Here is a 26,998-nt window from a genome sequence, read left to right as displayed (position 1 = left end):
AATTGCAATGGACTACAAAACAGCCTATAACTTCTTAATTGACCAAGGCATGGCATTAGAAACCCAAAAAAACCCAGATGCGTTTTTAATCCGCTTGAAACAGGGTCATCCCCCCATTCCGGGTCAAGTCACCTCTATTTTATTATCCTTAAAAATTGCTTATGATAGCTTAAAAGATAATTCAAAATTTGAGAAAATTTTAGTCTTAGCCCTACATCAGTTAGTCATGGAAAGTCAGCAACAATTTGCTGCGGGTCGTAACCGAGGCGTTGAATGGCCACCATTATTACAAGAAGATTTACAGCGTATTTCCCTAGCGGTTAAAAGTATTTTTTCCGGTCAATGGTTAGTTGAAAAATAAAAAAGAGGTTGACGGTTAACTGTTAACAATCAACCGTCAACTATTCTAACAATAGGCCGAAATATCTTCTCCACATTCATCCGCCAAATAACACAATGCTTGAAAGCGGAGATAGACTAATTCTTCATAAAAAGGGTTGAGTTTACATAAAGGTGGAATATGCAAAATCACACGACCTAATACTTTAATATCTCGTTCAAATGGACATTGAGAGGGAATCAGTTGACACAAACGGTGGGCAAACTGGGGGTCTTGGATTTTAATGCTTTCTAACCAATGGCGAACTGGACGTAGGGGTGTAAATCGACGTTGTGGGTGGAAAGGGCTAGACTGGGATGCCGGAGAGGATTCAACACCAGTTATGCCGCGAATCAGAAAAGTCAGGTGGGACATGGTAGCATTAACCTTATTTATTGTTTTCATTTGGAATAAAAACCAAACGTGGGCAACCGCTTATGTAGTGTCTACGAAATATTGTTGTAAGTTCCCGTAAAAGATATATAAGTCCACTACAGAGATTAAAGGTTTCAAAGCCTAAGCAACGAGATATCTGGCCAGAATCAAGTCCTTAGTAAAGGTTTGCCCCCTTCTGTGATCATGATGCCCTAAATCTACAGAGTTTTCTCATAAGTTTTATTGAAATTAAAAATTTTTATTATAATAAATACAAATATAAAATTACTGCTTAGAGCTTGACAAAATGATTAAAATTTGATATGAGGCAGTCACCAAGGCAGTTAGGACATAGACTGATGCAGCAAACCCAAACACCAAAAATCTTTTCCTACGGTGTTCCGGTGTTCCCTCCCCCCTAGCCCCCCGTGTACGGGGGGTTTGGGGGGGCTATTCCCTATTCCCCGCTATAACCAAACATTGCAACAGTCAGACTAGAACCCTAGTAGAATTGATATCAGCACTCAATGGTCAGGAGTCAACCATCCCATGTCGGAAGAATTAACCTCCTCCTTATTTCCTCTGGAAACCCCCCCACAAACTCCCCCCACTTCGGGATTAGGATTTTTAGGCATTTTGAAAGCATGGCCTGAATATAATCAAGGCAATCGCTTCTATAAATTAGGACGCTATGAATTAGCCTTTCAACGTTATGATCAAGCTGTTAATCTTAAACCTAATTGGTATTCCGCCTGGTTACGACGGGGTAATAGTTTACGCAAATTAAAACAATATAAAGATGCCCTAGCTTCCTATGACCGAGCCATTAAAATTAAACCCGAAGATTATTGGGCTTGGACATTTCGAGGTATTGCTTTAGCCAAATTAGAACGATTTGAAGAAGCAGTTGCATCCTTTGATAAAGCTATTACTATTGAACCCGAAAATTTTGAATCTTGGTATGAACGTGGCTTGGCATTAGAAACGTTATTACAATATAAAGCAGCATCGGCTTCTTATAAGCGAGCAATTGAAATTAAACCGAATGTTTCTGCTATTTGGTATCATCAAGGCAATGCTTTAATGAATGAAGAACGTTATAGCGATGCCGTGGCTTCTTATGATCGTTCAATTCAACTGCAACCTGCTAATTATGAAGCCTGGTTTAATCGAGGTGAAATGTTATTAAGTCAACAAAAATATTCTGAGGCTATTACATCCTATGACCAAGCGATTAAACTACAACCCAAAAGTTATCAAGCCTGGTTTAATCGAGGAATTTCATTACAAAAATTACGACGTTATCAAGAAGCGATTATCTCCTATGATACCGTAATTCAACTACAACCCCAGGATTATGAAGTTTGGTTTTATAAAGGCATGGCTTTGTTAAATAGTCAACAGCATCAAGAAGCCTTAACCTGCTTAAATCAAGCCTTACAAATCAATCCTAATTTAGCTGCCATTTGGATTAGTCGTGCTCAAAATTTATTAGAATTAAAACAATATCAATCGGCGATCGCATCTTTTGATAAAGCCACTCAATTAAACTCTAATTTTCCCGAAGCTTGGTTAGGTCGAGGTAAAGCCCTGTGTGAATTAAAACAATATCAAGAAGCAATTATTGCCTATGATAATGCCTTGCAAATTCAACCGGATTTCATGGATGCTTGGAATTGTCGGGGAGAAGCCTTAGAAAAATTAGATCGATTTGAAGAAGCCTTAATTGCCTATGATAAAGTGGTACAAATGACCACAGAAGATACGGAATTAGCTACAAAATCCGGACTCCAACGGGGAGAAGCCTTAGAAAAATTAGAACGTTATGATGAGGCGATTATTGCTTATAAAAAAGTGATTCGGGTGCAACCGAATAATTTTGAAGCCTGGTTACATTTAGGAAAAACCCTAGAAGCGGTTCAAAAGCATTTAGAAGCAGCAGAAGCCTTTAATCAAGCTGTTAAAATTTGGCCCGATTCCTATGGGACTTGGTTACAGTGGGGATTAGCATTAGAATCAGCCCAACGCTATCAAGATGCGTTAACTGTTTATGATAAAATTATTCAAAGAAAACCCGATTATTATGCGGCCTGGATTCGTCGAGGTATGACCTTTGAACAGATGAATTGCTATCAGGATGCTAACCGTTCCTATGGTGTAGCATTAGAAATGCAACCTAATTCTGCCGAAGCAGTTATTCATCGAAATCGAGTGAATTTGAAGTTAAAAAATAATCCAAACTAACTCCCGTAGTGAGCCCTGAAGGGCTCTCTTAACCCCGTAGTGAGCCCTTCAGGGCTCTCTTAACTCAATTGAGAAAAGATAGCTCTGAAGGGCTTACTACGTTGGGTTAATACCTCTTAACTCAATTGAGAAAAGATAGCTCTGAAGGGCTTACTACGTTGGGTTAATACCTCTTAACTCAATTGGGGAAAAATAGCCCTGAAGGGCTTACTACGATAACCTCTTGATTCTGGGGTTCCTTTTTGCCAAAATAGAGCATTCAGTCCAACCTCTGCCTAATGCAGTAATACCCAGTTCCCGAATGAATCCCCGCGAAAAGGCTCTTTTTTTCTTTCAATTAGCAACCTTGTTAAACTCTGGTTTAACTGTAGAACAGAGCTTAACGTTGGTGGGGAAAGATAGCTACCCGCAACTCGGACGCTATCTCAACAAAATGACCGCAGCCACATCAAGGGGGGCTGATTTAGCTTCTGCTTTGGCTTTGGCGTCCAGATATTTTGATCGTTGGACAATTGGTTTAATTTCCCTGGGAGAATCCCAAGGAATGTTACCCGAAATTTGCTATCGAATTTCCGAAATTGAAGAACGAAAAGCACGTCATCAAAATCTGTATCGGTCTGTAACCATTGCGGCAATTGCTACGGGAATTAGTATTATCCTGTTGATTCTCACCCTTTGTTACTTATCAGGTTTATCGGGTAGAGGGTGGTTTTTAGTATTAGGAATTTTCGCAATCATTATATTAGCTATTCCTAAAATTTTGCCTCGGCTATCAATAATTAAAAAAATTTCCACCGCCCGGATGATGTTGTATTTGGGAGAATTAAAATTACCCTTGAGTTGTGGGATGTCCCTATTAGCTGGATTAGAACTGATTCGCTCCCATATTCCTAAATCGGAAATGAAAGCTACTATTACTATTGCATTAGGCCAAATTCCCGCCGAAAAAACCCTAAGTCAAAGCCTAGAAGGTCGTTTACCTGCGGTCGCCCTGCAAATGTTACGCACGGGGGAAGTCACAGGACAATTAGATTTGGCCCTGCAAAAACTAACCAATTACTATGAGGAGGAACTTGAACAAACCCTGCGTCGTCTACAATCTGTTTTAGTTCCTGCGACAATTCTGATGGCAGGTACAGTTGTCCTGCTGTTAGCACTGCAAGCTCTGAAATCCCTATTAATTTTGTTACCCAAGTGATCTGGTGAATTAACTTTCTTGTTGCCTACACCCCCCACCCACAAAGGATTTTCGATGTCCGATTCCCAATTTTTGATAAAAAGTTCGACTTTGCCCTTGTGAAACTGAGCAACACCCTTTAAGCTATTAAGTCAAAACACGAAAGTAAGCGCAATTGCAATACTGGGTTTTTCCCGTCGTTGTTTTTAGCGTCTAGTGGGATATTTGACTATCTCTTTTAAGCGATGAAAATACCAAAACCTCAAAGACTACAACCAAAATGGATTTTGGGGGTACTAGCCGGAGCATTCATTAGCAACGCTGCTGTACCTATTCCCCAAGCCCAAGCTCACCACCCTGGCGCCTGTCCGCCATCATCGGATTATGCCAGAGTTCCTTCAGCGATTGCCGACTTTCCTAACCCGGATCGTACTGTATTCTGTGGGGAAAATCGCGTAATTCTGACTTATGGCCCCTTCCAAGTCCCGATTTTAGTCAGTGACTTAAAGAATTTTGCTGAAACCGGGGAAATGACCAAAACGATTAGCCAAATCGTTAAGGCATCCAAAATGGAGCCGGATACCCTTCGCGGTCTGATGACCTTAGAAGTCGGCTTTGATTTAGTTCCCTTTGCTTGCATTATCTATGCCCCAGAAGGTCAAGAGTTAACCAATACCATTGGGACAACGATTAGAACCCATCGTGGAAAACCAGGAATCCCAAACAGCACTGAAGCGGTTAATGGTAAAGCCATCCGTGCGGCTCTAATCAATGCCCTAAGTGCCGATGGTAAGCTCTCCTTCTTGGATATTGTCAGCTACTATCCTGTCCCTGGAATGTATGTTGATGTCGCTAATATTCCCGAGACCGTTGATAAAGTCAAAGGCCTAGCGGGGAATCTCGATTCTCTGTTTAAGAAGGCTTCTCAATTTGGGAAAGGCGGGTGTTCTCTACAACAAGTAGATTTCCCAGCCGCACCCCCAGTGGCACCCCCAGCGCCACGACCCCAACTCCCACCGCCACCCCCACGACTACAGCCACCACCACCACCCCCACCAGTTAGAGGTTTGTGGTAAGCGCATGAGTCACTAGAATCATCCTTTGATTCTGGCGATGCCATCTATTCAATAGGTGGCATCACTTTAGTTTTTGGCTAAAATTACAATCTATTCAGGATTTTACCCCTTCGATATACGGGCTATCAATTAAAAAGGCTCCCCCCTGAAATAAAACTCCCCAATAGCCACCGGGTCGCCTATCAATTACAGTCCCAATTTCACCGAGTTTAATCACGCTGGATGGACGTAAAATCGGCATTGGTTCTGCTGTTTTTAGATAGGGAGGAATCGCTATCACCCTAACTTTTTGCCGGATTTCAAACTCTTTTTCCATTGATCAACCATAAAAATTAATTTTCTTGTAAGATATCACGGGGCTTTGTCCCTTAATTCATCGGGATTTTGTCGCCAAAAAGATAAATAACCGCGCTAAACTTGAGACTATCGAAGAACAAGACCGTTTGAAGGGGTAGTAATTATGGCTACAGATCGCCGAGTTTCTCGGGTGGCTGCACAAATTAAACGGGAGGTCAGCCAGATATTACTGGATGGGATCAAAGATGACCGGGTTGGAATCGGAATGGTGAGTATTACCGATGTCGATGTTTCTGGCGACCTCCAACACGCCAAAATTTTTGTCAGTATTTATGGAACCGAAGAAGCCAGACGAGAAACGATGGAAGGCTTAAAATCAGCAACGGGTTATGTTCGTTCTTCTTTAGGTCAACGAGTTCGTCTGCGTCGGACTCCAGAAGTAGTTTTCCTTGAAGATCGTTCTCTGGAAAGGGGTGACAAAATGTTAAATCTATTAAACGAACTCTCCCAGAACCGCAAACCGGATGAGGAGGAATTTAGCGATTATGGCGAGGAGGAGTAGGAGGAGCATGGGAGGTAAACCCTTTTTATTATTACCCATTCGTAATTCGTAATTCGTAATTTGTAATTCGTAATATGACTTTTTCTCTCGCTGAACAAGTTGCCCAGATGGTCGTGGTTCGCGCCTCTGGTTTTTTGTTTGATCATCAAATTCGTTACTCCCTTTGGGAACCTCCTGCACAGAAATTAGAGCATTGGTTACATGACTTGGGTGTGGGTGGGGTGATTTTGGTGGATGGCAGTGCGGCGGAGTTGGCGATTAGAACTCAGTTGTTGCAGTCCTGGGCTAAATTTCCCCTGTTAGTAGCGGCGGACGTGGAGGAAGGTGTCGGTCAGCGCTTTGCCGGGGCGACTTGGTTTCCACCCTTGATGGCGATTGGAGCATTGGCTGATCACTCCCTAGAACAAGCACAATTGTATGCGGAAAAAATGGGGGGAATTACGGCCCAAGAAGCCTTAACCGTGGGCCTAAATTGGGTTTTGGCTCCGGTGGTTGATGTGAATAATAATCCTAAAAATCCGGTGATTAATGTTCGTTCTTTTGGGGAAACTCCAGAACGGGTCAGTCACTTAGCGACGGCTTTTATTCGGGGATGTCAAGGATATCCGGTGTTAACGACGGCTAAACATTTCCCCGGTCATGGGGATACGGCGATTGATTCCCATTTGGAATTACCTGTAATTCCCCATAGTGATCAGCGTTTAGCTGAAGTGGAATTACCTCCGTTTGTGGCCAGTATTGCTGCGGGTGTGGACTCGGTGATGATGGCTCATTTGTTGATCCCGGCTTGGGATAGTAAAAATCCCGCGACCCTATCCCCGGTGATTGTTCAAGAACAGTTAAGACAACGGTTGGGCTTTCAAGGGTTAGTGGTGACGGATGCCTTGGTGATGGGGGCGATCGCTAAACTTTATACTCCCGAAGAAGCCGCAATTTTAGCCGTTGAAGCTGGGGCTGATGTTTTATTAATGCCTCTTGATCCCCAAGTTACTATTGATGCAGTCTGTACGGCGGTGAAGGAGGGTAGAATTTCCCGTGAACGAATTGAAGCCTCTGTACAGCGCATTAGGAAGGCTAAGGCGAAGGTATTCCCCGACTGGCAACCGAATACGCCCTATTCTCCCCCCAGTCGAGATCCCCAGAAATTATTTTATTCTCTATCTCAACCATCTTCTCAAGTTCTAGTTCAAACCATTTTGCAGGATTCTCTCAAACAGGGGGGAACTTTACCGTTAGTAGTTCTAAATCCACCCCAACCCTGTCGCAATTTAGTGATTGTGGATGATTTACTCAATTGTTCTATTTTGGGAAATCATACCCCGGCGATCGCCCGTCCAACTCAGTTTGGTTATCGCTTACAACTGATTGATTGTCATGATCAAGAATTTTCTGATCTTGAGCAGTCTTCTGAACCCACCTTACTGCAAATTTTTATTCGAGCTAATGCCTTCCGTGATAGTTCGGGATTAACACAAATTGCTCAGAATTGGCTAAATATTCTCTTAAAACAGGATCATTTACAAGCTTTGGTGATTTACGGGAGTCCCTACACCCTGGAACAGTTTTTGCCCCAAATTTCCCCCAAAACTCCTTATGTTTTCTCTTATGGTCAGACTCCCGCAGCCCAGGAGATTGCCTTAAAAGTCCTTTGGGGAATTTAATCAGAATTTAACAATAACCCAGTATCTTGATTGAAGACTGGTTGATTAACATAAGTTATGGGCTTCTGTCCAGTGACTTTGCATATTGTTATAGAAAAACCCTGAGTATTTGTATTTGCCTATACTGAAAAAAAAATATTTTCTAAAATCAATTTTTAGATTACACTTAGTTGTGATGCCAAAAACTTCTCCGGCAACGCCAAAGAGGGCGAATTATGACTTACACAACTGTCCAATTTTCATTAGATGTGATCAAAGACGAAGCCCGCCAACTTGTCAATAAGGGGGTTGTTAGCCGTCAGCAACCCATCTATACACTCTGCCAATATATTTCCGCGCGGGAATGGGCTTGTGTAGAGTGTGAGTTGGAAGAATGCGACTTCTTACTCCGAGACCGAATTGGCGACCTGATTGGTCATGAAACCTGGGATAACGACTAAAATCCCAATTAAATTTGAAAACAAAAAAAATCTTTCAGACATTATTTAAGTTTGCTCAGTGCTGACTTCTGCGGTTGAGAACTGATTTGCCTGCCGATTTAGGTGAATTGAGGGACTAGAATCGCGATCCTTTAAAGCCCTTTCTTGGCTGTTTTAAGTTCAAAATATCTTAAATTCTTGAAATAGAGGAACTTAGGACTGCTTCTAGCAATTGGTCTTATTTCAGAGGGTTTATCCTTCTGGGTTAAATAAAGGAAAGTGATTCCCGGATGCAGAGGTCAAGAATAAAGTTACAATTTAAGTGCGTGCGATGAGATATCGGTTGCAACATGAAGTTGAACAATTTTAGGATGGGTTCTGCAATTAGATATCAATAAATATACCAATAGCGATAAGTCCGCCCCACAATTTTGAACCCGATTCATGTTGTTTCTGATTTCTATCAGTTGAGTTCTGGAGGCGGGGTTTATCGTTATATTAGTCAGAGGAGTTTGATTCTCGTAGGCATTTTAATTCCTCTCGTAACTCAGAAATTTGGGTTGTGAGTTCTTGAATTTCTTTAACGGTTTCTGGGTCTGACACAAGGAGAATCGTGGAGGTAACAACTTCAGCTTCTGTTGTTACGGTTGTTGTGTATGTATTCAGGTTCTGGGAACCCTGGGAAAGAATTGTATCCACAAAATTACGAGCTTCCTGTTCAGTCGTTTTTCCTTTTTCAGCCCATTCTTGGGCTAATTCGCTAAACTGGGACTGAATTTTTCCAAGATTCTCACTGCGCTTGTCAGGATTTTGTAGGATCTCGATTAGGGAAGATGTCGCGCCGAGGGTAACGCGAAATCCCTGATGGAATAAATCGGTTAATTGTTCAGTATCCATAATAGTTAAACAATTCTTCAAGTAGAACAATCTGGCTATAGGGATTTTTGGGGGATGGTCTGAAGTAGACCAATTTTTCCCATATATTCTAACAGCTTATTCCCTAACTTGGTCGAGGTATTGATTCACGTCATCAATAATCCGGGTGAGTTCGGCTTCCGTGGTCAGTTTAATCCGTTCATCTCGGATAGTAATTAAGACTTTAGCAGCAAAGGGACTGGGCCAAATATTAGGATTGCAGAAAACCTCTAAAAACACATCTCCGGTATATTGATATTCCATCGGCTTTTGAGGGGTAGGTTTACCGCCAACTGAAGCAGTTTTTGCCGCCACCGTTTTGAGTTTTTGCATTAATTCATCTAGTACCCCTTTTAAATTCCGAGCCGCTTCGGGGGTGAAACGTATGGAAACCGAACCTTGGGTTAAATTAATCGTGAGTGGAGGAATAGACATAGAATAACGATTTAAAACGATAATTGAAATCCTTTAATCTAATTTTACCGTGAAATTAACCTAAATTAACTTTTATATTTTTAGTGAAAATCAATCTCAATAGTCAAATTAATACAAACAGAGTGATATATTAAAAAAAGTTTTTGATCATCGTCAAAACTTCAAAGGAAAAATTTTATGGCTCAGGATAATCGTTCAAAAATTCAATTTGTTTTATTGCTAACACTGGGTTTAAATCTGTTAGTCATGATGATTAAAATTATTGTAGGCAACATGACAGGTTCTTTGAGCTTACTTGCTGATGCTCTGCATAGTGTTACCGATAGTGCTAATAATGTTTTAGGATTAGTTACGAATCATTTTGCCTCTCCCCATCCAGATCGGGAACATCCCTATGGCCATCAAAAATTCGATGCTTTGGGAGCATTAGGGATTGGTGTTTTTTTAGGAATTGCCTGTTTTGAAATTTTCAGTAGTGCCATAAAACGCTTATTTCAAGGCGGTGAACCCGTGACAATTTCTCCTAATGAATTATGGATTTTATTAATTGTTTTAGGAATTAATATTTTTGTGACTTATTATGAACGGGCGGAGGGAAAGCGTTTAGGCAGTGCGATTTTAATAGCAGATGCTAAACATACAATGAGTGATGTTTGGGTGACAATTATGGTGATTGCGGGATTAATTGGGATTTGGCAAGGACAGGTCTGGAATTTACCAAAACTACAATATTTAGACGTAATTTTAGCCTTTCCTGTGGCATTATTAGTATTTAAAAGTGGTTGGAGTGTATTAAAGGAAAATTTACCTTGGTTAGTGGATCAAATGGTGATTGCACCGGAAACCATTAAAGAGATTGTCATGTCTGTTCCGGGGGTGATCAACTGCCATGATATTGCTTCCCGTGGGATGATTGGACGACAGGTTTTTATTGAAATGCACTTAATTGTTGAAGCAACGGATGTAGAAACGGCGCACAGTATTACAGAAGCTGTAGAAGCTGAATTAGGAAAAGAATTTAGCCCCGTCAGAATTTTAATTCACGTTGAACCCCCCCAATATAAATCGGAGCAAATTACCTATGAATCCTAAAGGAATATACCCATAACCCATTACCTATTACCTATTACCTATTACCTATTACCCATTACCTATTACCTATTACCCATTACTAAACAATTTCCTCCCCTAATTCATTAGGAGAGGAAATCAATTTTAACCCCTTAAAATCATTTCCCCTATTTTTTGGGAGCAGGAGCGGGGGTAGCAGGGGCGGGAGCCGCAGGAGGAGGAGTGGTGGCTGCTGGAGGAGTAGTCGTTTCTGGGGTGGGAGCACCACCACAACTCGTTAATAAACAGGAAGAAGCTATGGCTAAACCTGTAACCAAGAAGGCTAACTTTTTCATAGGAGATCTCAAGAAAATTGAAAGTAGGTGAGTGACAAGATTGAGAAAAAATGTACCATAATCCCAGGAATGCTCCTAAATGGTAAGTTAGAAATTAAACCAGAATAGAGATTTTAACTATTCAAGTTTGCACCGCCACAGTTTCAACTCAGTTTGAGTGATTCCGTTGCAGACTTTTGATTTCTATACCCTGAAGAAAACACGACTTTCCTGAGCAGTTAAGGCAAATTTAAAATTTCCCATTGTTCATCTTACACATAATACAGGTTTTTTAAAAAAATGGAAGATCCCCTAGGGAAAATACTGGGATTTTTTGCGATCGCGGTTTCTCTGTCATCGTAAATTTGCGGATGTCCAGGGCTTTAAATCTTACAGCCTTTTTTCTCAGGGGTTGTCCCTATGTCCCGTGACTGCCTCAGCCCCGATGGGCTGAATTGATTGATGATTCTTTTAAACTTGATCGGCTAAAATCCGAGGCTTGGGTTGATAATAGCTGGCAATTAAAGCAATCATTAACCACCATAAAGTATTCACTTGGGGACGGTATAAAACCGTATCAACAAAACCATGACCTATCAGTCCTATTAAGACAGAAATGGCTGCGATCAACCAAAATCCTTGGGTATTTCCTAAAGCTCTGAGTTGTTTTAATTGTACCCATCCTTGATTAAAACTTACGATTAATAACCAGATAAAACAACTTAAACCGATAATTCCGGTTTCAACTGCCACTTCTAACATCACGGAATAGGCACTCAAAGCCGTATAGCGAGGCTGCATATAAAGGGGATAAATCTTATTGAAAGCGACGTTTCCAGGGCCAATTCCTAAGATCGGACGATCTTTAATCATTTCAATGACTGCCATCCAAACATTAATTCTAAAATTATTACTACTATCTCCTCGTCCGACAAACATACTCGCCACCCGATCGCGAATAGCGGGAACAAATACTACTGCTAAGACAAGAAAAAGGGTTAATCCTGTTAATCCGATTGGTAAAGCCCACTGTCGCCAAAAGGGAGGAAAACTAATACTTAACCAATATAATAATAAGACGGAAAAAGTAAACGTTAATAAGACTAATCCAATCCATCCTCCTCGACTAAAGGTTAAGACTAAACAGGAGGAGTTGACAACGATCATTGTTAATGCTAGGGCTTTCGGTAAAATACCTTTCCAAACAAAGAATGCAGCCAAACTTAAACCAACTGCGGGTAATAAATAGGCGGCTAATAAATTCGGGTTATCTAAATAACTATAAACCCGGGTTAAGTTAGATTGGGGAGAGGTGGGGTCAACCCAAGTGGCTAAGGCTTTTGCACCGGAAAACCATTGTCTTAAACCATAGACACTGACGATTAAAGCTATGTGTAAAAATAGGGTAATAAAAATAGAGCGAATTTTTGGCGATCGCAATATTCTTGACATGAAAGCGAATAAAATTAAATACAGAGTTAATTTCGTCCAGCCACTAAATGCGGCTGTTTTCACCGGAGATAAAGCCGTGGCAATGGTGGCAATTCCCCAATATAATAAAACGATTAAATGAATGGGAGTAAAGGCAGTTTGTGAGGGTTCATCCGTTAGGGTTAATAATAGCCACCATCCGGCACAAGCGATTAATAAAACCCCGATTAATGCCGTACCCACAAAAGGAGCTAAACAAAATACAATAGTAATTAATAATGCCCCCAAGGGTTCCCCCCACTGCAATAACCAACTCCCCTGTCGCCATTGATGTAAAAATCCTGTCAACTGGTAGAGAAAACTACTATTACGCCATTGGTAGAGTAATAGATTTTGCAGGGTAAATTGTTGCCAAATAGTGTTTAGGGTGGTCATGGGCTTTAAGGGATTTTGCGATCGCAGGGGTGAAAACTCAGAAATTAGTATAGCTTAGTTCAAGATTAAATTCAAACAAACACTAAGGGTTTATCTTTTAATGGGGCAAAAGCTTCCGCATCAAATCTATATAAACTCGCAGGTCTACCCGCTCCTCTGGATGTTTTTACCCCGGTATCATAGAGAAATCCTAACTTGAGTAACCGGGTTCTAAAGTTAGAATAATCGGAAAATCCTTCTCCTAAAATAGTTGTATAAAATTGGTATAAATCCCCTAATGTAAATAATTCAGGTAAAACATCAAAAGCGACGGGACTATATTCTAATTTGTTTTTTAATCGACGATAACCATAGTCTAAAATCTGATTATGATCAAAGGCTAAATCAGGAATTTGATCAATGGGATACCAAGCAATTCCGGTCACTTTATCGGTAATTAATTCCGCTTCTTCAAACCGAACTATGGCAAAATAACTTACGGATAAATAACGAATATTATAGGAATCTGGGGCTTCTCTGGGGTCACGTTCTGGCTCCCCAAAGCTATATAATTGTTCCAAATATAAATTCTCAACTAGAATTTTTTCTGCTAAAATTCTATAGGCTGCATTTTCTAAAGATTCTCCTTTTTGAACTAAAGTTCCGGGTAAACTCCAAGTATTGATAAAAGGTTCTTCTTTTCGCTTAACCAATAAAACCAATAGACGATTTTGTTCGGTATCGACTGAAAAAATTACATTATCAACACCCACTTTAAAATCTTCTAGGATCAAAGTTTTATTCATATAATTTTTCTCGGTTAATATAATCTTGTACCCGGGTCGTTAAAACCTCTTTATTCCCTGTTTGACGATAGTGACTTGAGGAAACGGGTAAACCCGTAACCGTAGCAATAGTTAAGGTTGCACCTAATTTTTTTAGGTGATCTAAATCCATTTCTACCACCTGATAACCCGGTCGCGGAATAATTAATAATTCTACCTGTTTTAACAGGGTTTCTATCTGATACCACTGGGGAATTTGTTGAATTAAATCCGAACCCACTACTAAAGTATATTTAGCATCAGACCAGTAATTTTTAGCGCCTTTTAAAGTTTCTAAGGTTCGGCGACTACTGAGTTCAGGATGCAAAGCAATATTTGCTTTTGGGGCGTTAATTTCCTCTATTAATAATGATAGCATCGCCATCCGATGTTCTAATAAAGTTTGGTGGGTTTTAAAGGGATTATCCGAGGCCCAGACCACGACTTTATCAAATCGTTGAGACAACCAAAGCAGAATCGCTTGATGTCCTGAAGTGGGAGGATCTGCACTGGTTCCAAAGAGGGCGATTTGAGTCATTTTTAATCGGAGTTAATATTATTTTAGATAATCACTCAATTGTTTGTTCTAATCGATTAGCTAAGGCAATAATATCATCTTTTCGGGCTATTTGTTCCACCCATTCCGAGGGAATATTGTTAAACCCATAATAAATTCCGGCTAAACCTCCTGTGACTGCGGCTGTTGTATCGGTATCTTCTCCTAAATTAACGGCTTTAAGAACAGCTTCTGGGTATGAGGATGTCGTTAATAAACACCATAACGAGGCTTCTAAAGTATGAATCACATAACCGCCCGATTGAATTTCATCAATTGATAACTGATCAATATTACCCCTAAAAATACGGTCAAATCGAGAAGATTCTACGGTTAAACTAGGATGATAATAAATGGGTTTTACGGCTTCTATGCCTTGAATATAGGCGGATTTTAGATCTAATCCTTGGAGTAATTTAACCGCAATACTAATATAAATCCCGCAGGCAATTTGGGAACGGAGATGACCATGGGTTAAACAGGAACATTCATGCACCCACTGGATTAATTGATAGAATGAAACCGAAGAATATAAATAGGCCATGGGTAAAATTCGCATCAAAGAACCATTACCATTACTGCGTTCATCGGTTTCTCCAGCTTCCACGGGATTTACCCCATTTTGGAGGTTTTTAATTGCGTTATTAGTGGTTCCTCCAATATCAAATATAACGCCATGGGCTGCCCATTCTTGATGATAGCGCCAACGACAAAAAGATGCTGCGATCGCTTTTAAATTATAGCCCTGACAAAGACTATCTGCTAAACATAACATCAAGGAACTATCATCCGACCAAGTACCGGGGGGTTGTCGATGGGTTCCATAGCCAGTCATGGTTGTGATGGGGTTTTTTAGACGTTCTTGTCGGCTGGTAAATTCCACCGGAACACCCAAAGCATCACCAACACAAACACCAATTAAGCCCGATAAAATTGCTGATTTTTTCATATTAAAATCCTTTTATAGTAATCCTAATTTAGACTTAAAAGGCAATAGGGAAAAGAGTTAGCCCTAAAGGGCTTACTACTATAATCCATATAGCCAAATAATTAATAAGGGGGTAACAATTGTTAGGATTAGATTCAGGGGAGCACCGACCCGGGTAAAATCAAAGAACTTATAGCCCCCAGGACTATAAACCATTGTATTTGTTTGATAACCAATCGGGGTCATATAACTATTAGAAGCCGCAAAAGTCACCGCATACATAAAGGCAAAGGGATTTAAACCTAATGCTACGGAAACTTTTACCGCAATGGGAATCATCAATACAACGGTGGCATTATTAGAAAGAACTTCTGTCAGAATCGAGGTGGCAATATAGAATAATAATAGAATCCAATAACCGGATAAATGACCACCAAAACCGACTAAAGTATCGGCTAACCATTGGGTTGCACCAGATTTATCCATGGCTATTCCTAATGGAATTAATCCTGCTAAGAGAAATATCACATCCCAACGCACAGAACCATAAATTTCTCCGGGTTTGAGACATCCGGTAATTACCATTAAAATTACACCCGCTAAAGCACTAACTAAAATGGGCATAATTTCAAAGGCTGCGAGAATAATAACACCTAAAACAATCGCCAAGGCAATCCAAGCTTTATCCTGTCTGAGTGTTTCTACATCTCTTTCTTCTAAAACCAGAAGTTCCCTGGTTGTTTGTAACCCAATAAAACTTTGTTTTGGCCCTTGAAGTAATAATAAATCCCCAAATCGTAGGGTAACTTTTCCTAATCGACCTTGAACTAATTCTGAACCGCGACGAATGGCTAAAACCGTGGCGTTGTAGCGTTGACGGAATCTTAAATCTTTTAAAGTGGTTCCGATTAACCGAGAATTGGATAAAATCAAAACTTCGGCTATTTTTTCTTGTCCAGAACTCAAAATAGTTTCTAAAGATTCTTGTTTAAACTTAATATCGGGAAGAATATCTAAGCCTTTTTCATCTCTAATTTTTAGTAAATCCTCTCGACTACTTCTAACAATTAAAATATCTCCAGCAGCTAATAATTTATCGGCTAAAGGTTGAGCAAAACGCATATTATTTTGAATTAATTCTAACACATCTAAGTCAAATTTGCGTTGAATTTCACTTTCTTTAAGGGTTTGTCCCACTAAGCTAGAACGGGGAGTAATTACCAGTTCGCTGACATAATCTTTTAACCCATATTCTGTTTGCATAAGGTCAAAATTTGCTGGTTTGCGGTCGGGTAAAAGTCGAGGGGCAACAACAGCTAAATAAATAATCCCAATAATAAAGGTAATAATTCCTAATCGAGTAAACTGAAATAACTGAAATTCCCCATATCCCAGTTGTTTAGAAATGCCACTAGCTAAAACATTGGTTGAAGTGCCAATAACCGTAATCATCCCTCCCAAAACCGTCGCATAAGATAGGGGAATTAATAATTTAGAGGGAGAAATTTTTTGTTTGCGACACCAATCTTCTACAATGGGTAAGAAAATAGCAACAACGGCTGTATTATTAATAAAAGCGGTAATCGGCCCAACAATTAATCCCATAACTAAAATTTGTTGGCTGGCCGTTGTTCCTCCCCATTTCAGTAACCAATCTCGAACAGTTTGTACAACTCCTGTTTTTGTAATTCCAGCACTTAAAATAAACATTGCCATGACTGTAATTGTGGCTGGGTTGCCAAACCCTGATATGCCTTCTTCGGGTGTGACTAACTTCAAAAGCATTAAAACAACGGTAACGGTAAGCGCCGTTAAATCGACAGGAAGCCACTCAAAAATGAAGGCAATTAAGGCTAGAATAACAATACTAAGGGTTAGAACAATGTTCGTCATGTAAGTGAAATAAATTGTTAAGTTTTGGTTTGTGGTTATCGGTTATAGTAGGGAATTACGAATTACGAATTACGAATTACGAATAGGTAATAGGTAATAGGTAATGGGTAATAGGTAATAGGTAATAGGTAATAGGTAATGGGTAATAGTTGACCTCCCCTGCTCCCCCTGCCTCCCCTGCTCCCCCTGCTCTATTAAGATTTAGGAGAAGGACTGACCTTGGGTGCTGGAGTTGGGGCGGGTGAAACCGTTGTATTAGGGGCGGCTGGGGTACTGATGGCCGGAGGAGTGGCCGCGGGTTCGCCCATAATACTGGGATTTCCATTATCATAGAATCCGGCTAAACAGGCAATCATCAGCGTGGCTAAAGTTCCCCCTAATAGGGCTTTCCAACCCAATTCGGAAATGTCTTTCCGGCGTGATGGGACTAAACCGACCATTCCGCCGACAAAAATTCCCACCGAAGCAACATGGGCAAAACCGGATAAAGCATAACTAACAATTAACACTGTTCGAGGTGTAATTGACCCGGCTTTGGCGGCTTCTGCTAGGGCTTGATAGGGGGGAATTGCTGTTTCTAATAAACGACGACCAATAATTACTGAGGCTGTCCAAGAATCCTCAAAGGGAACTCCAGTTAAAATGGTTACGGGATAAAAAATAAATCCCAAAATATTCGCTAAGGTGACAACTTGAAAAAAGTCTCCTGCTGGACTTGGTAATAAACCCAACCAAGCTGAGAATTGATTAACCAAAGAGAGTAATCCCAAAATTAAGATTAAAATTGCAGCAATGGCAACGGACATTTTTACGCCATCTAATGCTCCAATAATTGCTGAATCTAAGGGGCTAATTTGATCAATTAATTCTCCACCAATGGTTTGTAATTCATGGGTTCCATCTTCATGCGTAATTAAGTTGTCTTCGGCTTTTTCTTCGGGCAGCATCCCTAATGTCAGGGGTTTTTCGGTTTCAGGAACTAATATTTTAGAAATGACAAAACAGGCGGGAATTGCCATAATTGAAGCCGAAACTAAATGTCCTAAAATATTAGGAAAAACTGGTTTTAGAAAACTAACATAAATCGCTAGAGTTGATGAAGCAGCCGTTCCAAAACAACAAGTTAAAATCGCACATAGTTCGGAACGAGTCATCTTTTCTAAATAGGGCTTAACCACAATGGCGGCTTCAATTCCGACAAAAATATTCGCCGCCCCGCTTAATGCTTCTGCCCCACTTAAACGCATGGTTTTATAGAATAACTTGGCAAAAACATTAGTAACGACTTGAATCACCCCTAAGTTATATAACAGTGCCATTAAACCAGAGAAAAAGATTACCGTTGGTAATGCTCTAAAGGCAAAAATATAACCTAAATTGACATCGGGGGTTTGCCCGGGAATGGGAACAATATTTTTTCCAAAGACAAATCTAGCCCCGGTATCAGCAGCATAAAACAAACTATCGAGCAGACTGCTAAACCATTCTAAGCCGGTTCTTGTAGGCGGAAATAGAAAGACCAGAAAGGCTAAAACTAACTGTAGGCCAATGCCTAAACCCATGGTTCGCCAGGGGACGACTCGTCTATTTTCTGAAAATAACCAAGCAATAAAGCAAAGGCCAAAAATTCCCAAAAATGAAATAAGATTCAGGTAAGTCATAAGTGGTTTTTGAAGGATTTATTGATTGTATTCTGATTTCGTTTGGCTTTTGTTCTTGTGCAAAGCTACCATTAACGCTGTCAAACGTCAATCTGGATAAACACGGGTTCTATTTTCAATAAGTAGTTGCACAAAATAAATTATCTAGTTGAGAGAGGGAACACCGGAACAGCCCCCCCAAACCCCCCGTGCACGGGGGGCTAGGGGGGGAGGGAACAGGGTAGAGGATGTGTAATTAATTTTGTTTAGGTACTTATCAATTAGCGACGATTGATAAACCACTTATAAACCACTTTTTCCATTTCAATCCAGACAAACATTAATGCACTAAAACCAAGACAAATTGATAATTCAGTGAAACTCAAAAAGTGAGTTCCAAAGAAACTTTGTAGGGGCGGAACATAAATCAAGAGTAATTGCAGAATTGTAGTTAATCCCACAGCACCCCACAAATAAAGATTGGTTTTAGGATTCATTTGAAAAGTTAGTTGAGTATCGGAACGTACCGCTAAAGCATGACCCATTTGGGCTAAACATAAGGTTGTAAACACCATCGTTTTCCAACGTTCAGGGTCAGGAGTGTCTTGAGTATAGTTGTAAGCCCAAACCATCAAAACAATCGTTAAAATAGCAAAAACAATCCCAATTCTGACCATATATAACCCTAATCCTCGCGCAAAAATACTTTCACGGGGATTGTAGGGAGGACGTTGCATTACCGCAGGTTCAGCAGGTTCCATTGCTAATGCTAAAGCGGGTAAACCATCGGTAACAAGGTTCATCCATAAAATTTGTAACGGGATTAACGGCACACCACCTAAGCCTAAAATTGGAGAGGCCGCAATTACTAATACTTCCCCAATATTACTACCGAGAATATATTTAATAAAACGACGAATATTACTATAAACAACTCGCCCTTCTTCCGTAGCAGCAACAATGGTAGCAAAGTTATCATCCAATAAAATCATATCACTGGCTTCTTTACTAACATCAGTTCCAGTAATTCCCATGGCAATACCGATATCTGCCTGTTTCAAAGCTGGAGCATCATTAACACCATCCCCGGTCATGGCGACAAATTCACCATTTTTTTGTAACGCTTGAACAATCCGCAGTTTATGTTCAGGAGAAACCCTGGCATAAACACTAACCTGTTCAACTTGTTGTTCTAATTCCGTTTGAGTTAATTTCTGTAATTCCTGACCTGTTAAACTTAAAGAATCTAATTCGGCAATTCCTAAATCTTGAGCAATTACCTTCGCAGTTAATTGATGATCTCCAGTAATCATTACTGGACGAATCCCCGCTTCTCGACATAGTTTAACCGCTTCTCGAACTTCAGGACGAGGCGCGTCTAACATTCCTACTAATCCTAACCAAACTAATTCCTGTTCGGCACTTTCTTCCTCGCCTTCTGGCGGTAATATTGTTAAAGGGCGGGTGGCAAATCCTAAAACCCGTAAACCTTTCCCGGCCATTGCATTATTTTGTTCGAGAATTATTTGACGGTCTGATTCTGCTAACAAAACATTTTGATTGCCCACAAGAACCGAAGTACATTGAGCTAAAATTAACTCCGGTGATCCTTTAGTAAACATCACACATTCTGGATTTTCATGGTTGTTAATTTGACAAATAACACTCATCCGCTTCCGTTCTGAGGAGAAAGGAATTTCAGCAAGACGAGGATTTTTGTGATTATGAATGTTTCTAAATAAACCTACTTTTCCAGCTAAGGATAATAACGCCCCTTCCGTGGGATCTCCCAAAATATGCCATTTATTATCATCTTGTTGTAATTGAGCATCATTGCACAAAACACAAGCGGTTAAAATCGGTTCTAAAACTTCAGAATCCGAGGAAATTGTGTTATTTTGTTCCGAGGTTATCAGTTGTAATTCCCCAACCGGATCATACCCTTCTCCCGTAACTTGAAACACTTGATCAAAGGTTTGAACCGATTGCACCACCATTTTATTTTGGGTCAGAGTTCCGGTTTTATCCGAACAAATAGTCGTCACAGAACCCAAGGTTTCCACCGCCGGAAGTTTCCGAATTAAAGCATGGCGTTTGACCATTCTTTGTGTACCAATAGCCAGAGTAACTGTCACCACCGCAGGTAAACCCTCTGGAACCACGGCCACCGCCATACTCAGGGATACTTCTAATAAATCTTCTAAACTCTGAAAACTGCCTGTTCTGATCACGCCACCCACTACAATTAGGGCAACCAAGGCCAAAGACCCACTAACTAAAACATTCCCTAACTGGGTCATCCGTTGCTGGAGGGGAGTCGGTTCCGTTTCTACCCCCTGGATCATTTCCGCGATGCGTCCGAGTTCCGTGGTCATCCCCGTATTGGTGACGATCACTTGTCCCCGTCCCTGGATCACTTCCGTCCCCATAAATACCATATTCAGGCGATCGCCTAAAGGAGCATCTTCGGTCAACTCCATACTAGGTTTTTTAATTACCGCTTCTGCTTCCCCCGTTAAGGCCGCCTCCCGCACTTGCAAATTTTGGGCTTCAACTAGGCGACCATCGGCCGGAATTTGCACCCCAGCCTCCAGAAACATGATATCCCCTGGAACCAGTTCTTTCGCTGCCAGTTCTAGCATTTTGTCGTCCCGCACTACCCGAACTCTAGGGGAAGACATTCGTTTCAGGGCGGCTAAAGCCTGTTCTGCACGACTTTCTTGGAAATAGCCCAACATCCCATTCAAAATCACAATCGAAAAAATAGCAACGGCATCCTTGGGGAAGTTTCCTTTGCGAAAATCAATCACGGCGGAGACAATGGCTACAGCAATCAACATCACGAGCATAATATTCGTGAACTGATCCCATAAAATTTCCAAGGTACTGCGACCGGGAACTTCTTTTAATTCATTTAGACCATACTGTTGTTGACGCCCAATCACTTGTTGTGGCGTTAACCCGGTTTCACTATCTGTATCAAGGATCTGGAGAGCTTTGTCAGCACTCAAGGTATGCCAGGTTTTGAGGGGTGCTAAGGTTGAATCAGAAGACATTGATGAGGATTCGGGAGATACCATTGTCTAAGTCCTAAAAGTTCTAGCTAATCTACTCTAATTAAATCATAAGTGATTAATCGGTGATCACTCTAAAATTCCAGAAGAAATTGCCTCGGAAGTATTAGAAGTTGCTGCCTTCGTGTCTTCGTGTCTTTGTGGTTTATTTTTATTGGAGAATAAATTAATCAAATAAATGAATATCAAAATACAAAATTACTAAGTAAGAAATTAGCCAGATGATCAAACTCAATTTAATTGTCGGATCTTGAATTAAAATTCGGCTGGGTTCTTCTCCATCGGCTAAAACCGTAACTAACCATTTGTAGTGCATGACCGCATAATAAACTATCGGAACTGTAATCACTAAGGAGGGATTTTTACCCGATGTTATCGTAAATAAAGCATAGCACATAATCGTCATGGTTGCTGTACTATTCAGGAGAGAATCTAAATAGGGTAAGGTATATTCAGACAGCACCGGACGTTGTTGGTTTTTGCTTCCCCGTTGATAGAATAACTCCAAATAAGATGGTTCTGAATTGGCTGATTTTAAATCGGGCTGTAGGGATGTTTCAGGATCAAAACTTTCTTGATTAGTTTGAAGATGTAATAAAGACAATAATTCCGAACGTCGTTTAGAAAATCCTAAAAATAGAGTTAGGAAAAACGTACATAAAACAATCCAAGCCGTCGGCATATCTCCTAACGCATAAATTCCCGCTAATAGTCTGAGAACAAAACCAAAGGCAATACAACTAACATCAAATAGGGCTAAATTTTTGAGTTTTAGAGAATAAATAATATTATTGATAGCATAGAGTAAAATACAAATAAATGTGGCTATTCCTAAGCTATAAGAACCTAAAAGGGAAAGTATTGTTAAACAGAATGCGATCGCTAATCCTATTTTAATTGAAACTTGACCACTGGCAATAGGGCGATACTTTTTTTTCGGATGCAAGCGATCGCATTTTCGATCTTGAATATCATTGAAAATATAAATTGCCGATGCCATTAACGAGAAAAAAATTACCGTTAATATTGATAACAGAATTGCCTGGGGTTGTAACAGTCTCCCCCCAAACAAAAGTCCCGCTAAACAGAATAAATTTTTTGTCCATTGGTGGGGACGAAGAAGTTTAATTAGGGGGGACAAATTTGAGGATTTAACGGCTACAAATACGGGATCAGTTGAATTATCATTGGTTTCTAATATAGATTTAGAATCACCCAAATAATGGTCTTGATCTGGTTTTTCCATAATCATTGCAATTTCCTAAAAAAATGTTAATATTTTAACGAGACATAATAATAATTCCAGCAATAATTAAACTTAATCCTATGATTTGATTTAATCCAAAACGCTCTCCTAAAAATAGGTTTCCCATCAAGGCAACTAAGCTAAAACCAATGGCAGCAAATACTGGATAAGCAACAGAAACAGGTAAACTATCAAGAGCTTTGGCAAAAACAATTAAATTAATTCCATAGACTAAAATTGCTGCCATAAACCAAGGAGATAATAACAGGGTTAATAAACTCGGGTCGGCGGCTTCTATTCTGGATTTTTTCAGTAATAAATTACCAATTCCACTATTAATAGCGGCGATTAAAACTAAACTCCATGAAATCCAGTTAATTGAGTTGATATTGTTCACGGTTTGTTATTAGAATAGGGGATTTAATTATTCTTAATTATCCTTAAAATGTTAGATGGTGCGTGCGCTGCGCTTACGCACCCTACAGTTAGGAGAGTTGTTTTAATACCCAGAGTAGTTTTTCTTTCACGGGGCGACGATGGGCAGATCCCGCTTTTTCCGCTTGTAGTTGATTATAGTTGTTTTTGAACCAATCATAACTTTCTCGGAACATTTCATCATTAGAATATTTGGGTTTCCAGCCTAATTTTAGCAGAGGATCGACATCAAAATAAAATTCTTTGTGATAGGTTAAATAATGCCAAGGAGCTAGGGGACTTAATCCCATCCAGTCTAACAGTTGTAAAGTGCCAATTGTTAATCCTGTTGGTAAACTTTTAACCTGAGAATCTGTTCCTGCATACTCAATTAAATGTTCTAATCCTTCTCGTAATGTGCCAAAGCGATCGCTTCCTACATTATAGATCCCTGGTTGACCTAAATCCAGAGCTAAAAGATAGGCATCCATCAAATCATGGGCATGGACAAATTGAAATTGAACGTTCCCACTGCCAATCACATAAACGTTTTTTCCTGCTTGAATCCATTCAAATAATATCTGAAAAATCCCTAATCTTCCTTCTCCTAAAATAGTTCGGGGACGAATTACAATTAATGGTAAACCAGCTTGATCACAGATGTCTCTAACGGCTAATTCCCCCGCTAATTTTGCCCGTCCATAAATTTCAACCGCTTTAGTAGGGGTATTATTATTAATCGGACATTCAGCCTCCCCAAATAGGGCGCTAGAACTCATGTGAATAAAAGTTTTAACTCCGGCTTTTACTGCTGCTTCGGCGGCGATTTTACTGCCTTCTACGTTGACTTCCCAGAATTTATTACCGGATTTTGTTAGGGGAACTAAAGCCACGTTATGATGGACAATATCAATATCTTTCATGGCTTTTTCTACCCGGTTGCGATCGCAAATATCACAGTTAATAAATTCAATCTCTGGGGGACGGGTAGGATCTTCCCAAATATCTAAAATTCTAACTTCTTCTCCCCGTTGATATAATCGTCGTGCAATTAAATTGCCTAAAAATCCCGATCCTCCCGTAATTAAGTGCTTCATAAATTTCTGTTTTTCCTCGACACCACTTGTTTCCTTGTATCATAAACAAAAGTTACCCATTCGTAAAGGTTTAACTTAACTTGCGGTGGGAAACAGGTAGAAGTTGACCCTGAGAATAATAGAAAATTTGATCAATCGGATTTGCGTTCAGTATTTTAATTTGATAAGATTGATAAGTTTTAAAATCGAATTATAAAGCTGATTAAGGGGTTGTTTGTCTTGGAAAAATCTATAAATTTCATAGCCTAAAATTAAGCCGGGATAGATAATTACTGATTCTTTGGACAATAAAGCGAATGCAAATAAGATATAAGAACTGAATATCCATAACTTATTAGAGTTATTTTTGTAATGTAAATAACTACTAAAAGCCGCTAGAAAAAAACAAGTTGCTACTACATCAGAACGACCCGAAATCCAAGTAACTGCTTCTACATGACTGGGTAAAACTAAAAACAAAAAACCTGCAATCATAGAAATGGATTGACTCAGTTTTTTAGATAAATGACTATGGATTAATAGCTGAGAGGAAATCAAATACACAAAAAAGCAACTGATTCCATGAAAAATAATGTTAGTGAGATGATAGCCTACAGGATTTAGTCCCCAAATTTGATAATCTAAAAATAAAAGTATGGAAATTATTGGTCTAAAAAAAACATCGGGCGCAGTTGTCCAGACCCCAAATATTCCTCTGGTTTTAATTTGATAAACCCAGGTAAAATCATCAGCCAGAAAAAAAGAATTGATAATCGTCGAGTAAATAATAAGACTAAGAATAATATATAAAATTAAAATTCCCAATCCGTGCCGATTTTTAATCATAGTTTGTTTGAGCATTTTTTTATTTATATTGATAAAATCTAATTAAATTATACACCAAAGCTCCCCATTCGTAAAGTAAATGAGCAGGTAAATAATGATAAAATACAAGACGTAGTGGCATTGTTCGATTCGCCAGTTCAGGATAAGAAGTAATCACCTGTTGAACCTTATAACCACAGAGTTTAAACATTAACTTACTCCTAAGTGCATGGGGTTTATTACAATATAAAATCACTTCTTCTAAGGGCCATTGTTCCTGTTTTTCTAACCATTTTCTTAATAATCTAGCATTATCAAAAGTATCCAAATAGGGACGATCTTTAACATTTTCAGGAACAAAAATCTGGAGTTCGGGACGATGATTTAGGAGATATCTTGCCGCATAATCTTCTTCTGATTCTGGACAACCAAAACAATTCCCTGGAGAAATATACACTTTTTCATTTTCTGAAACCTGTTTTAAAACAAGTTTTAAAACTTCTTCAAAATAATTGGATAAAAAATAATTTTGGGCAAAGTCTTCTCTAAAAACTAATCCTTCTGTCACGACAATATGGCTAACCATAATTAATCTAATCCTCCATAATTCTCAAAGATCCATTTTAAACTTCTTCGCATTCCTTCTTCTAAAGCAATTGTCGGATTATAACCTAATTCTCGTTGAGCTTTCGCAATAGAGCAAGCAATGGTTTTATTCATTTCTGAAAGAACATGAATTTTTTGATGATAAAATCCTATGGTTTGTAATGTTCCATCAACAACTAAAGCAATTTCACTCGCTAACCCTGGTAATTTTAAGCGTTTATGGATGCAAGATTGCTGAAATTCTGTTTCTAATAAATGTTCTATTGTATTAATAACATCATTCATTGAGTAGGCTTGTTTATCAGCTATCCAATAGGTTTCTCCGTTAGCTTTTTCGGTGATAGCTGCTAATATCAATCCTTGACAAATATTATCCACATAGGCCATAGATCGTAAATTATTCCCATCTCCAACAATTGGCCCTTTCCCATCTCTAATCATCTTAAAAAATAGGGTTTGACGTTGGGGTTGATGGGGGCCATAAAACCAAGGAGGACGGATAATAACGGTTTCAATTTTTCCCTGTTGCTGATAGTTATTTACGGCTAATTCCATTAACATTTTTGAGCGGCCATAGTTCATATAGGGATGATAGGGAGAGGTTTCATCAAATAAATGATCGGGATGGGGATTACAACCACAGGGAGAATTTGAAGATACAATAATAGCTCGTTTTATTCTAGCAGAAATGGCGGAATTTAATAGATTTTTTGTTCCTTCGACATTGATTTTATAAAATTCTGCTATTTTTTGAGGATGAATAATTCCTGCGGTATGAAATAAAATAGCATTTTCAGCATTTTCACAAAAGCGATCGCAATCTTGGGGATTTCTTAAATCTCCTTGATAAACTTCAATCTGATCTGATATTTTATTTAATACTTTTGGGTTTTGATCTGGTAAAATTAAACAGCGAATTTTTAAATTATTTTGAGGTTGACTTAGGGGTTCAAAATCTGCTAATCCTTTGACTAAAGATTCGACTAAATTAATTCCTAACCAACCTAATGCACCAGTTATTAAAACTAAATTTGTGTTGAATTCTATCATAATTTTATTTGTTGTTGTGCTTCAGCACAATTACAGTTGTTGTGCTTTAGCACCATCATAGTTGTTGTGCTTTAGCACCATCTTATGTTGATAAGA

The 26,998-nt window shown here is 39.4% G+C and carries 26 protein-coding genes; 8 read left to right on the top strand and 18 right to left on the bottom strand.

Going from position 1 to position 26,998, the window contains the following annotated elements; genetic code table 11:
- Window positions 1-7: 7 nt before the first annotated feature.
- Window positions 8-361 carry a hypothetical protein gene (locus NMG86_RS23035; protein WP_026787859.1) on the top strand — a complete coding sequence of 118 codons (354 nt, stop codon included), beginning with the start codon at window positions 8-10 and terminating at the stop codon, window positions 359-361.
- Between the two features lie 45 nt (window positions 362-406).
- Here the strand turns inward: NMG86_RS23035 and NMG86_RS23030 are convergent, their stop codons facing one another.
- On the bottom strand, window positions 407-775 hold the full coding sequence (locus NMG86_RS23030; RefSeq protein WP_026787858.1) for a Mo-dependent nitrogenase C-terminal domain-containing protein: 369 nt from the start codon (window positions 773-775) through the stop codon (window positions 407-409).
- A gap of 528 nt (window positions 776-1,303) precedes the next feature.
- Between NMG86_RS23030 and NMG86_RS23025 the strand changes: the two genes are divergently transcribed.
- The 3 genes from NMG86_RS23025 to NMG86_RS23015 all read left to right on the top strand — a co-directional run bounded on the left by NMG86_RS23025 (window position 1,304) and on the right by NMG86_RS23015 (window position 5,251).
- Window positions 1,304-2,998, top strand: a complete 1,695-nt coding sequence (locus NMG86_RS23025) for a tetratricopeptide repeat protein (RefSeq protein WP_043937791.1) — start codon at window positions 1,304-1,306, stop codon at window positions 2,996-2,998.
- Window positions 2,999-3,299: 301 nt separating this feature from the next.
- Window positions 3,300-4,196: a type II secretion system F family protein gene (locus tag NMG86_RS23020; RefSeq protein WP_026787856.1), complete on the top strand. Its 897-nt coding sequence runs from the start codon at window positions 3,300-3,302 to the stop codon at window positions 4,194-4,196.
- Window positions 4,197-4,420: 224 nt separating this feature from the next.
- Entirely contained in the window at window positions 4,421-5,251 is an 831-nt protein-coding gene (locus NMG86_RS23015; protein ID WP_026795163.1) for an alpha/beta hydrolase, read from the top strand.
- Between the two features lie 94 nt (window positions 5,252-5,345).
- Here the strand turns inward: NMG86_RS23015 and sipA are convergent, their stop codons facing one another.
- Entirely contained in the window at window positions 5,346-5,567 is a 222-nt protein-coding gene (sipA, locus tag NMG86_RS23010) for a regulatory protein SipA (protein WP_026787854.1), read from the bottom strand.
- 144 nt (window positions 5,568-5,711) lie between these two features.
- Here sipA and rbfA point away from each other — a divergent pair, with 144 nt between their 5' ends.
- The 3 genes from rbfA (at window position 5,712) to NMG86_RS22995 (ending at window position 8,211) form a co-directional block, all read left to right on the top strand.
- Window positions 5,712-6,110 carry a 30S ribosome-binding factor RbfA gene (rbfA, locus tag NMG86_RS23005; protein ID WP_026787853.1) on the top strand — a complete coding sequence of 133 codons (399 nt, stop codon included), beginning with the start codon at window positions 5,712-5,714 and terminating at the stop codon, window positions 6,108-6,110.
- Between the two features lie 74 nt (window positions 6,111-6,184).
- The gene (locus NMG86_RS23000) at window positions 6,185-7,771 is read left to right on the top strand and encodes a glycoside hydrolase family 3 N-terminal domain-containing protein (RefSeq protein ID WP_026787852.1); all 1,587 of its coding nucleotides are present in this window, start codon (window positions 6,185-6,187) and stop codon (window positions 7,769-7,771) included.
- A 215-nt stretch (window positions 7,772-7,986) separates the two neighbouring features.
- Window positions 7,987-8,211: a DUF4327 family protein gene (locus tag NMG86_RS22995; RefSeq protein ID WP_043939001.1), complete on the top strand. Its 225-nt coding sequence runs from the start codon at window positions 7,987-7,989 to the stop codon at window positions 8,209-8,211.
- A 477-nt stretch (window positions 8,212-8,688) separates the two neighbouring features.
- On the opposite strand, the gene NMG86_RS22990 is transcribed toward NMG86_RS22995, so the two are convergent.
- Entirely contained in the window at window positions 8,689-9,087 is a 399-nt protein-coding gene (locus NMG86_RS22990; protein WP_026787851.1) for a hypothetical protein, read from the bottom strand.
- A 96-nt stretch (window positions 9,088-9,183) separates the two neighbouring features.
- Window positions 9,184-9,540 carry a hypothetical protein gene (locus NMG86_RS22985; RefSeq protein ID WP_026787850.1) on the bottom strand — a complete coding sequence of 119 codons (357 nt, stop codon included), beginning with the start codon at window positions 9,538-9,540 and terminating at the stop codon, window positions 9,184-9,186.
- Window positions 9,541-9,717: 177 nt separating this feature from the next.
- On the opposite strand from NMG86_RS22985, the gene cdf31 reads away from it, so the two are divergent.
- Window positions 9,718-10,632, top strand: coding sequence for a CDF family zinc efflux transporter Cdf31 (cdf31, locus tag NMG86_RS22980; RefSeq protein ID WP_026796588.1), 915 nt, complete (start codon window positions 9,718-9,720; stop codon window positions 10,630-10,632).
- A gap of 146 nt (window positions 10,633-10,778) precedes the next feature.
- On the opposite strand, the gene NMG86_RS22975 is transcribed toward cdf31, so the two are convergent.
- From NMG86_RS22975 to NMG86_RS22910, 14 genes are all read right to left on the bottom strand, one after another.
- On the bottom strand, window positions 10,779-10,946 hold the full coding sequence (locus tag NMG86_RS22975; RefSeq protein ID WP_193372459.1) for a hypothetical protein: 168 nt from the start codon (window positions 10,944-10,946) through the stop codon (window positions 10,779-10,781).
- Between the two features lie 450 nt (window positions 10,947-11,396).
- A complete protein-coding gene (locus tag NMG86_RS22970; protein WP_026787848.1) occupies window positions 11,397-12,791 on the bottom strand; it encodes an IctB family putative bicarbonate transporter in 1,395 nt (464 codons plus the stop codon).
- A 71-nt stretch (window positions 12,792-12,862) separates the two neighbouring features.
- The gene (locus NMG86_RS22965) at window positions 12,863-13,576 is read right to left on the bottom strand and encodes an NUDIX hydrolase (protein WP_026795160.1); all 714 of its coding nucleotides are present in this window, start codon (window positions 13,574-13,576) and stop codon (window positions 12,863-12,865) included.
- Window positions 13,569-14,132, bottom strand: a complete 564-nt coding sequence (locus tag NMG86_RS22960) for a nicotinate-nucleotide adenylyltransferase (protein WP_036833993.1) — start codon at window positions 14,130-14,132, stop codon at window positions 13,569-13,571. Before NMG86_RS22960 ends, NMG86_RS22965 begins: the two co-directional genes overlap by 8 nt.
- 31 nt (window positions 14,133-14,163) lie before the next feature.
- Window positions 14,164-15,099, bottom strand: a complete 936-nt coding sequence (locus tag NMG86_RS22955; protein ID WP_026796587.1) for an ADP-ribosylglycohydrolase family protein — start codon at window positions 15,097-15,099, stop codon at window positions 14,164-14,166.
- Window positions 15,100-15,177: 78 nt separating this feature from the next.
- Window positions 15,178-16,971 carry an SLC13 family permease gene (locus NMG86_RS22950; RefSeq protein ID WP_043937789.1) on the bottom strand — a complete coding sequence of 598 codons (1,794 nt, stop codon included), beginning with the start codon at window positions 16,969-16,971 and terminating at the stop codon, window positions 15,178-15,180.
- 194 nt (window positions 16,972-17,165) lie between these two features.
- A complete protein-coding gene (locus NMG86_RS22945; protein ID WP_026795157.1) occupies window positions 17,166-18,632 on the bottom strand; it encodes a NupC/NupG family nucleoside CNT transporter in 1,467 nt (488 codons plus the stop codon).
- Window positions 18,633-18,892: 260 nt separating this feature from the next.
- The gene (locus NMG86_RS22940) at window positions 18,893-21,691 is read right to left on the bottom strand and encodes a cation-translocating P-type ATPase (RefSeq protein WP_026796586.1); all 2,799 of its coding nucleotides are present in this window, start codon (window positions 21,689-21,691) and stop codon (window positions 18,893-18,895) included.
- A 160-nt stretch (window positions 21,692-21,851) separates the two neighbouring features.
- The gene (locus NMG86_RS22935; protein WP_238558197.1) at window positions 21,852-22,937 is read right to left on the bottom strand and encodes a UbiA prenyltransferase family protein; all 1,086 of its coding nucleotides are present in this window, start codon (window positions 22,935-22,937) and stop codon (window positions 21,852-21,854) included.
- A gap of 28 nt (window positions 22,938-22,965) precedes the next feature.
- Complete coding sequence (locus NMG86_RS22930) at window positions 22,966-23,328, bottom strand: DMT family transporter (protein WP_237747566.1); 363 nt, start codon at window positions 23,326-23,328, stop codon at window positions 22,966-22,968.
- 88 nt (window positions 23,329-23,416) lie between these two features.
- Complete coding sequence (locus NMG86_RS22925) at window positions 23,417-24,442, bottom strand: NAD-dependent epimerase/dehydratase family protein (protein ID WP_026796584.1); 1,026 nt, start codon at window positions 24,440-24,442, stop codon at window positions 23,417-23,419.
- Window positions 24,443-24,589: 147 nt separating this feature from the next.
- Window positions 24,590-25,282: a hypothetical protein gene (locus NMG86_RS22920; RefSeq protein ID WP_026796583.1), complete on the bottom strand. Its 693-nt coding sequence runs from the start codon at window positions 25,280-25,282 to the stop codon at window positions 24,590-24,592.
- Between the two features lie 4 nt (window positions 25,283-25,286).
- Window positions 25,287-25,832: a YdcF family protein gene (locus tag NMG86_RS22915; protein WP_026796582.1), complete on the bottom strand. Its 546-nt coding sequence runs from the start codon at window positions 25,830-25,832 to the stop codon at window positions 25,287-25,289.
- 2 nt (window positions 25,833-25,834) lie between these two features.
- Window positions 25,835-26,902, bottom strand: a complete 1,068-nt coding sequence (locus tag NMG86_RS22910) for an NAD-dependent epimerase/dehydratase family protein (RefSeq protein WP_026796581.1) — start codon at window positions 26,900-26,902, stop codon at window positions 25,835-25,837.
- Window positions 26,903-26,998 lie beyond the last annotated feature (96 nt).

Source organism: Planktothrix rubescens CCAP 1459/22, from assembly GCA_904830895.1.
GTDB lineage: Bacteria > Cyanobacteriota > Cyanobacteriia > Cyanobacteriales > Microcoleaceae > Planktothrix > Planktothrix agardhii.
The sequence above is the reverse complement of the archived record's forward strand: the minus strand, read 5'-3'. Positions and strand labels throughout refer to the sequence as shown.

What these genes read in the sequence shown, in the direction of transcription:
- NMG86_RS23035 (WP_026787859.1), top strand. Translation starts at nt 8, where the DNA reads ATGGACTACAAAACAGCCTATAACTTCTTAATTGACCAAGGCATGGCA.
- NMG86_RS23025 (WP_043937791.1), top strand. Translation starts at nt 1,304, where the DNA reads ATGTCGGAAGAATTAACCTCCTCCTTATTTCCTCTGGAAACCCCCCCA.
- NMG86_RS23020 (WP_026787856.1), top strand. Translation starts at nt 3,300, where the DNA reads ATGAATCCCCGCGAAAAGGCTCTTTTTTTCTTTCAATTAGCAACCTTG.
- NMG86_RS23015 (WP_026795163.1), top strand. Translation starts at nt 4,421, where the DNA reads ATGAAAATACCAAAACCTCAAAGACTACAACCAAAATGGATTTTGGGG.
- sipA (WP_026787854.1), bottom strand. Translation starts at nt 5,567, where the DNA reads ATGGAAAAAGAGTTTGAAATCCGGCAAAAAGTTAGGGTGATAGCGATT.
- rbfA (WP_026787853.1), top strand. Translation starts at nt 5,712, where the DNA reads ATGGCTACAGATCGCCGAGTTTCTCGGGTGGCTGCACAAATTAAACGG.
- NMG86_RS23000 (WP_026787852.1), top strand. Translation starts at nt 6,185, where the DNA reads ATGACTTTTTCTCTCGCTGAACAAGTTGCCCAGATGGTCGTGGTTCGC.
- NMG86_RS22995 (WP_043939001.1), top strand. Translation starts at nt 7,987, where the DNA reads ATGACTTACACAACTGTCCAATTTTCATTAGATGTGATCAAAGACGAA.
- NMG86_RS22990 (WP_026787851.1), bottom strand. Translation starts at nt 9,087, where the DNA reads ATGGATACTGAACAATTAACCGATTTATTCCATCAGGGATTTCGCGTT.
- NMG86_RS22985 (WP_026787850.1), bottom strand. Translation starts at nt 9,540, where the DNA reads ATGTCTATTCCTCCACTCACGATTAATTTAACCCAAGGTTCGGTTTCC.
- cdf31 (WP_026796588.1), top strand. Translation starts at nt 9,718, where the DNA reads ATGGCTCAGGATAATCGTTCAAAAATTCAATTTGTTTTATTGCTAACA.
- NMG86_RS22975 (WP_193372459.1), bottom strand. Translation starts at nt 10,946, where the DNA reads ATGAAAAAGTTAGCCTTCTTGGTTACAGGTTTAGCCATAGCTTCTTCC.
- NMG86_RS22970 (WP_026787848.1), bottom strand. Translation starts at nt 12,791, where the DNA reads ATGACCACCCTAAACACTATTTGGCAACAATTTACCCTGCAAAATCTA.
- NMG86_RS22965 (WP_026795160.1), bottom strand. Translation starts at nt 13,576, where the DNA reads ATGAATAAAACTTTGATCCTAGAAGATTTTAAAGTGGGTGTTGATAAT.
- NMG86_RS22960 (WP_036833993.1), bottom strand. Translation starts at nt 14,132, where the DNA reads ATGACTCAAATCGCCCTCTTTGGAACCAGTGCAGATCCTCCCACTTCA.
- NMG86_RS22955 (WP_026796587.1), bottom strand. Translation starts at nt 15,099, where the DNA reads ATGAAAAAATCAGCAATTTTATCGGGCTTAATTGGTGTTTGTGTTGGT.
- NMG86_RS22950 (WP_043937789.1), bottom strand. Translation starts at nt 16,971, where the DNA reads ATGACGAACATTGTTCTAACCCTTAGTATTGTTATTCTAGCCTTAATT.
- NMG86_RS22945 (WP_026795157.1), bottom strand. Translation starts at nt 18,632, where the DNA reads ATGACTTACCTGAATCTTATTTCATTTTTGGGAATTTTTGGCCTTTGC.
- NMG86_RS22940 (WP_026796586.1), bottom strand. Translation starts at nt 21,691, where the DNA reads ATGGTATCTCCCGAATCCTCATCAATGTCTTCTGATTCAACCTTAGCA.
- NMG86_RS22935 (WP_238558197.1), bottom strand. Translation starts at nt 22,937, where the DNA reads ATGATTATGGAAAAACCAGATCAAGACCATTATTTGGGTGATTCTAAA.
- NMG86_RS22925 (WP_026796584.1), bottom strand. Translation starts at nt 24,442, where the DNA reads ATGAAGCACTTAATTACGGGAGGATCGGGATTTTTAGGCAATTTAATT.
- NMG86_RS22920 (WP_026796583.1), bottom strand. Translation starts at nt 25,282, where the DNA reads ATGCTCAAACAAACTATGATTAAAAATCGGCACGGATTGGGAATTTTA.
- NMG86_RS22915 (WP_026796582.1), bottom strand. Translation starts at nt 25,832, where the DNA reads ATGGTTAGCCATATTGTCGTGACAGAAGGATTAGTTTTTAGAGAAGAC.
- NMG86_RS22910 (WP_026796581.1), bottom strand. Translation starts at nt 26,902, where the DNA reads ATGATAGAATTCAACACAAATTTAGTTTTAATAACTGGTGCATTAGGT.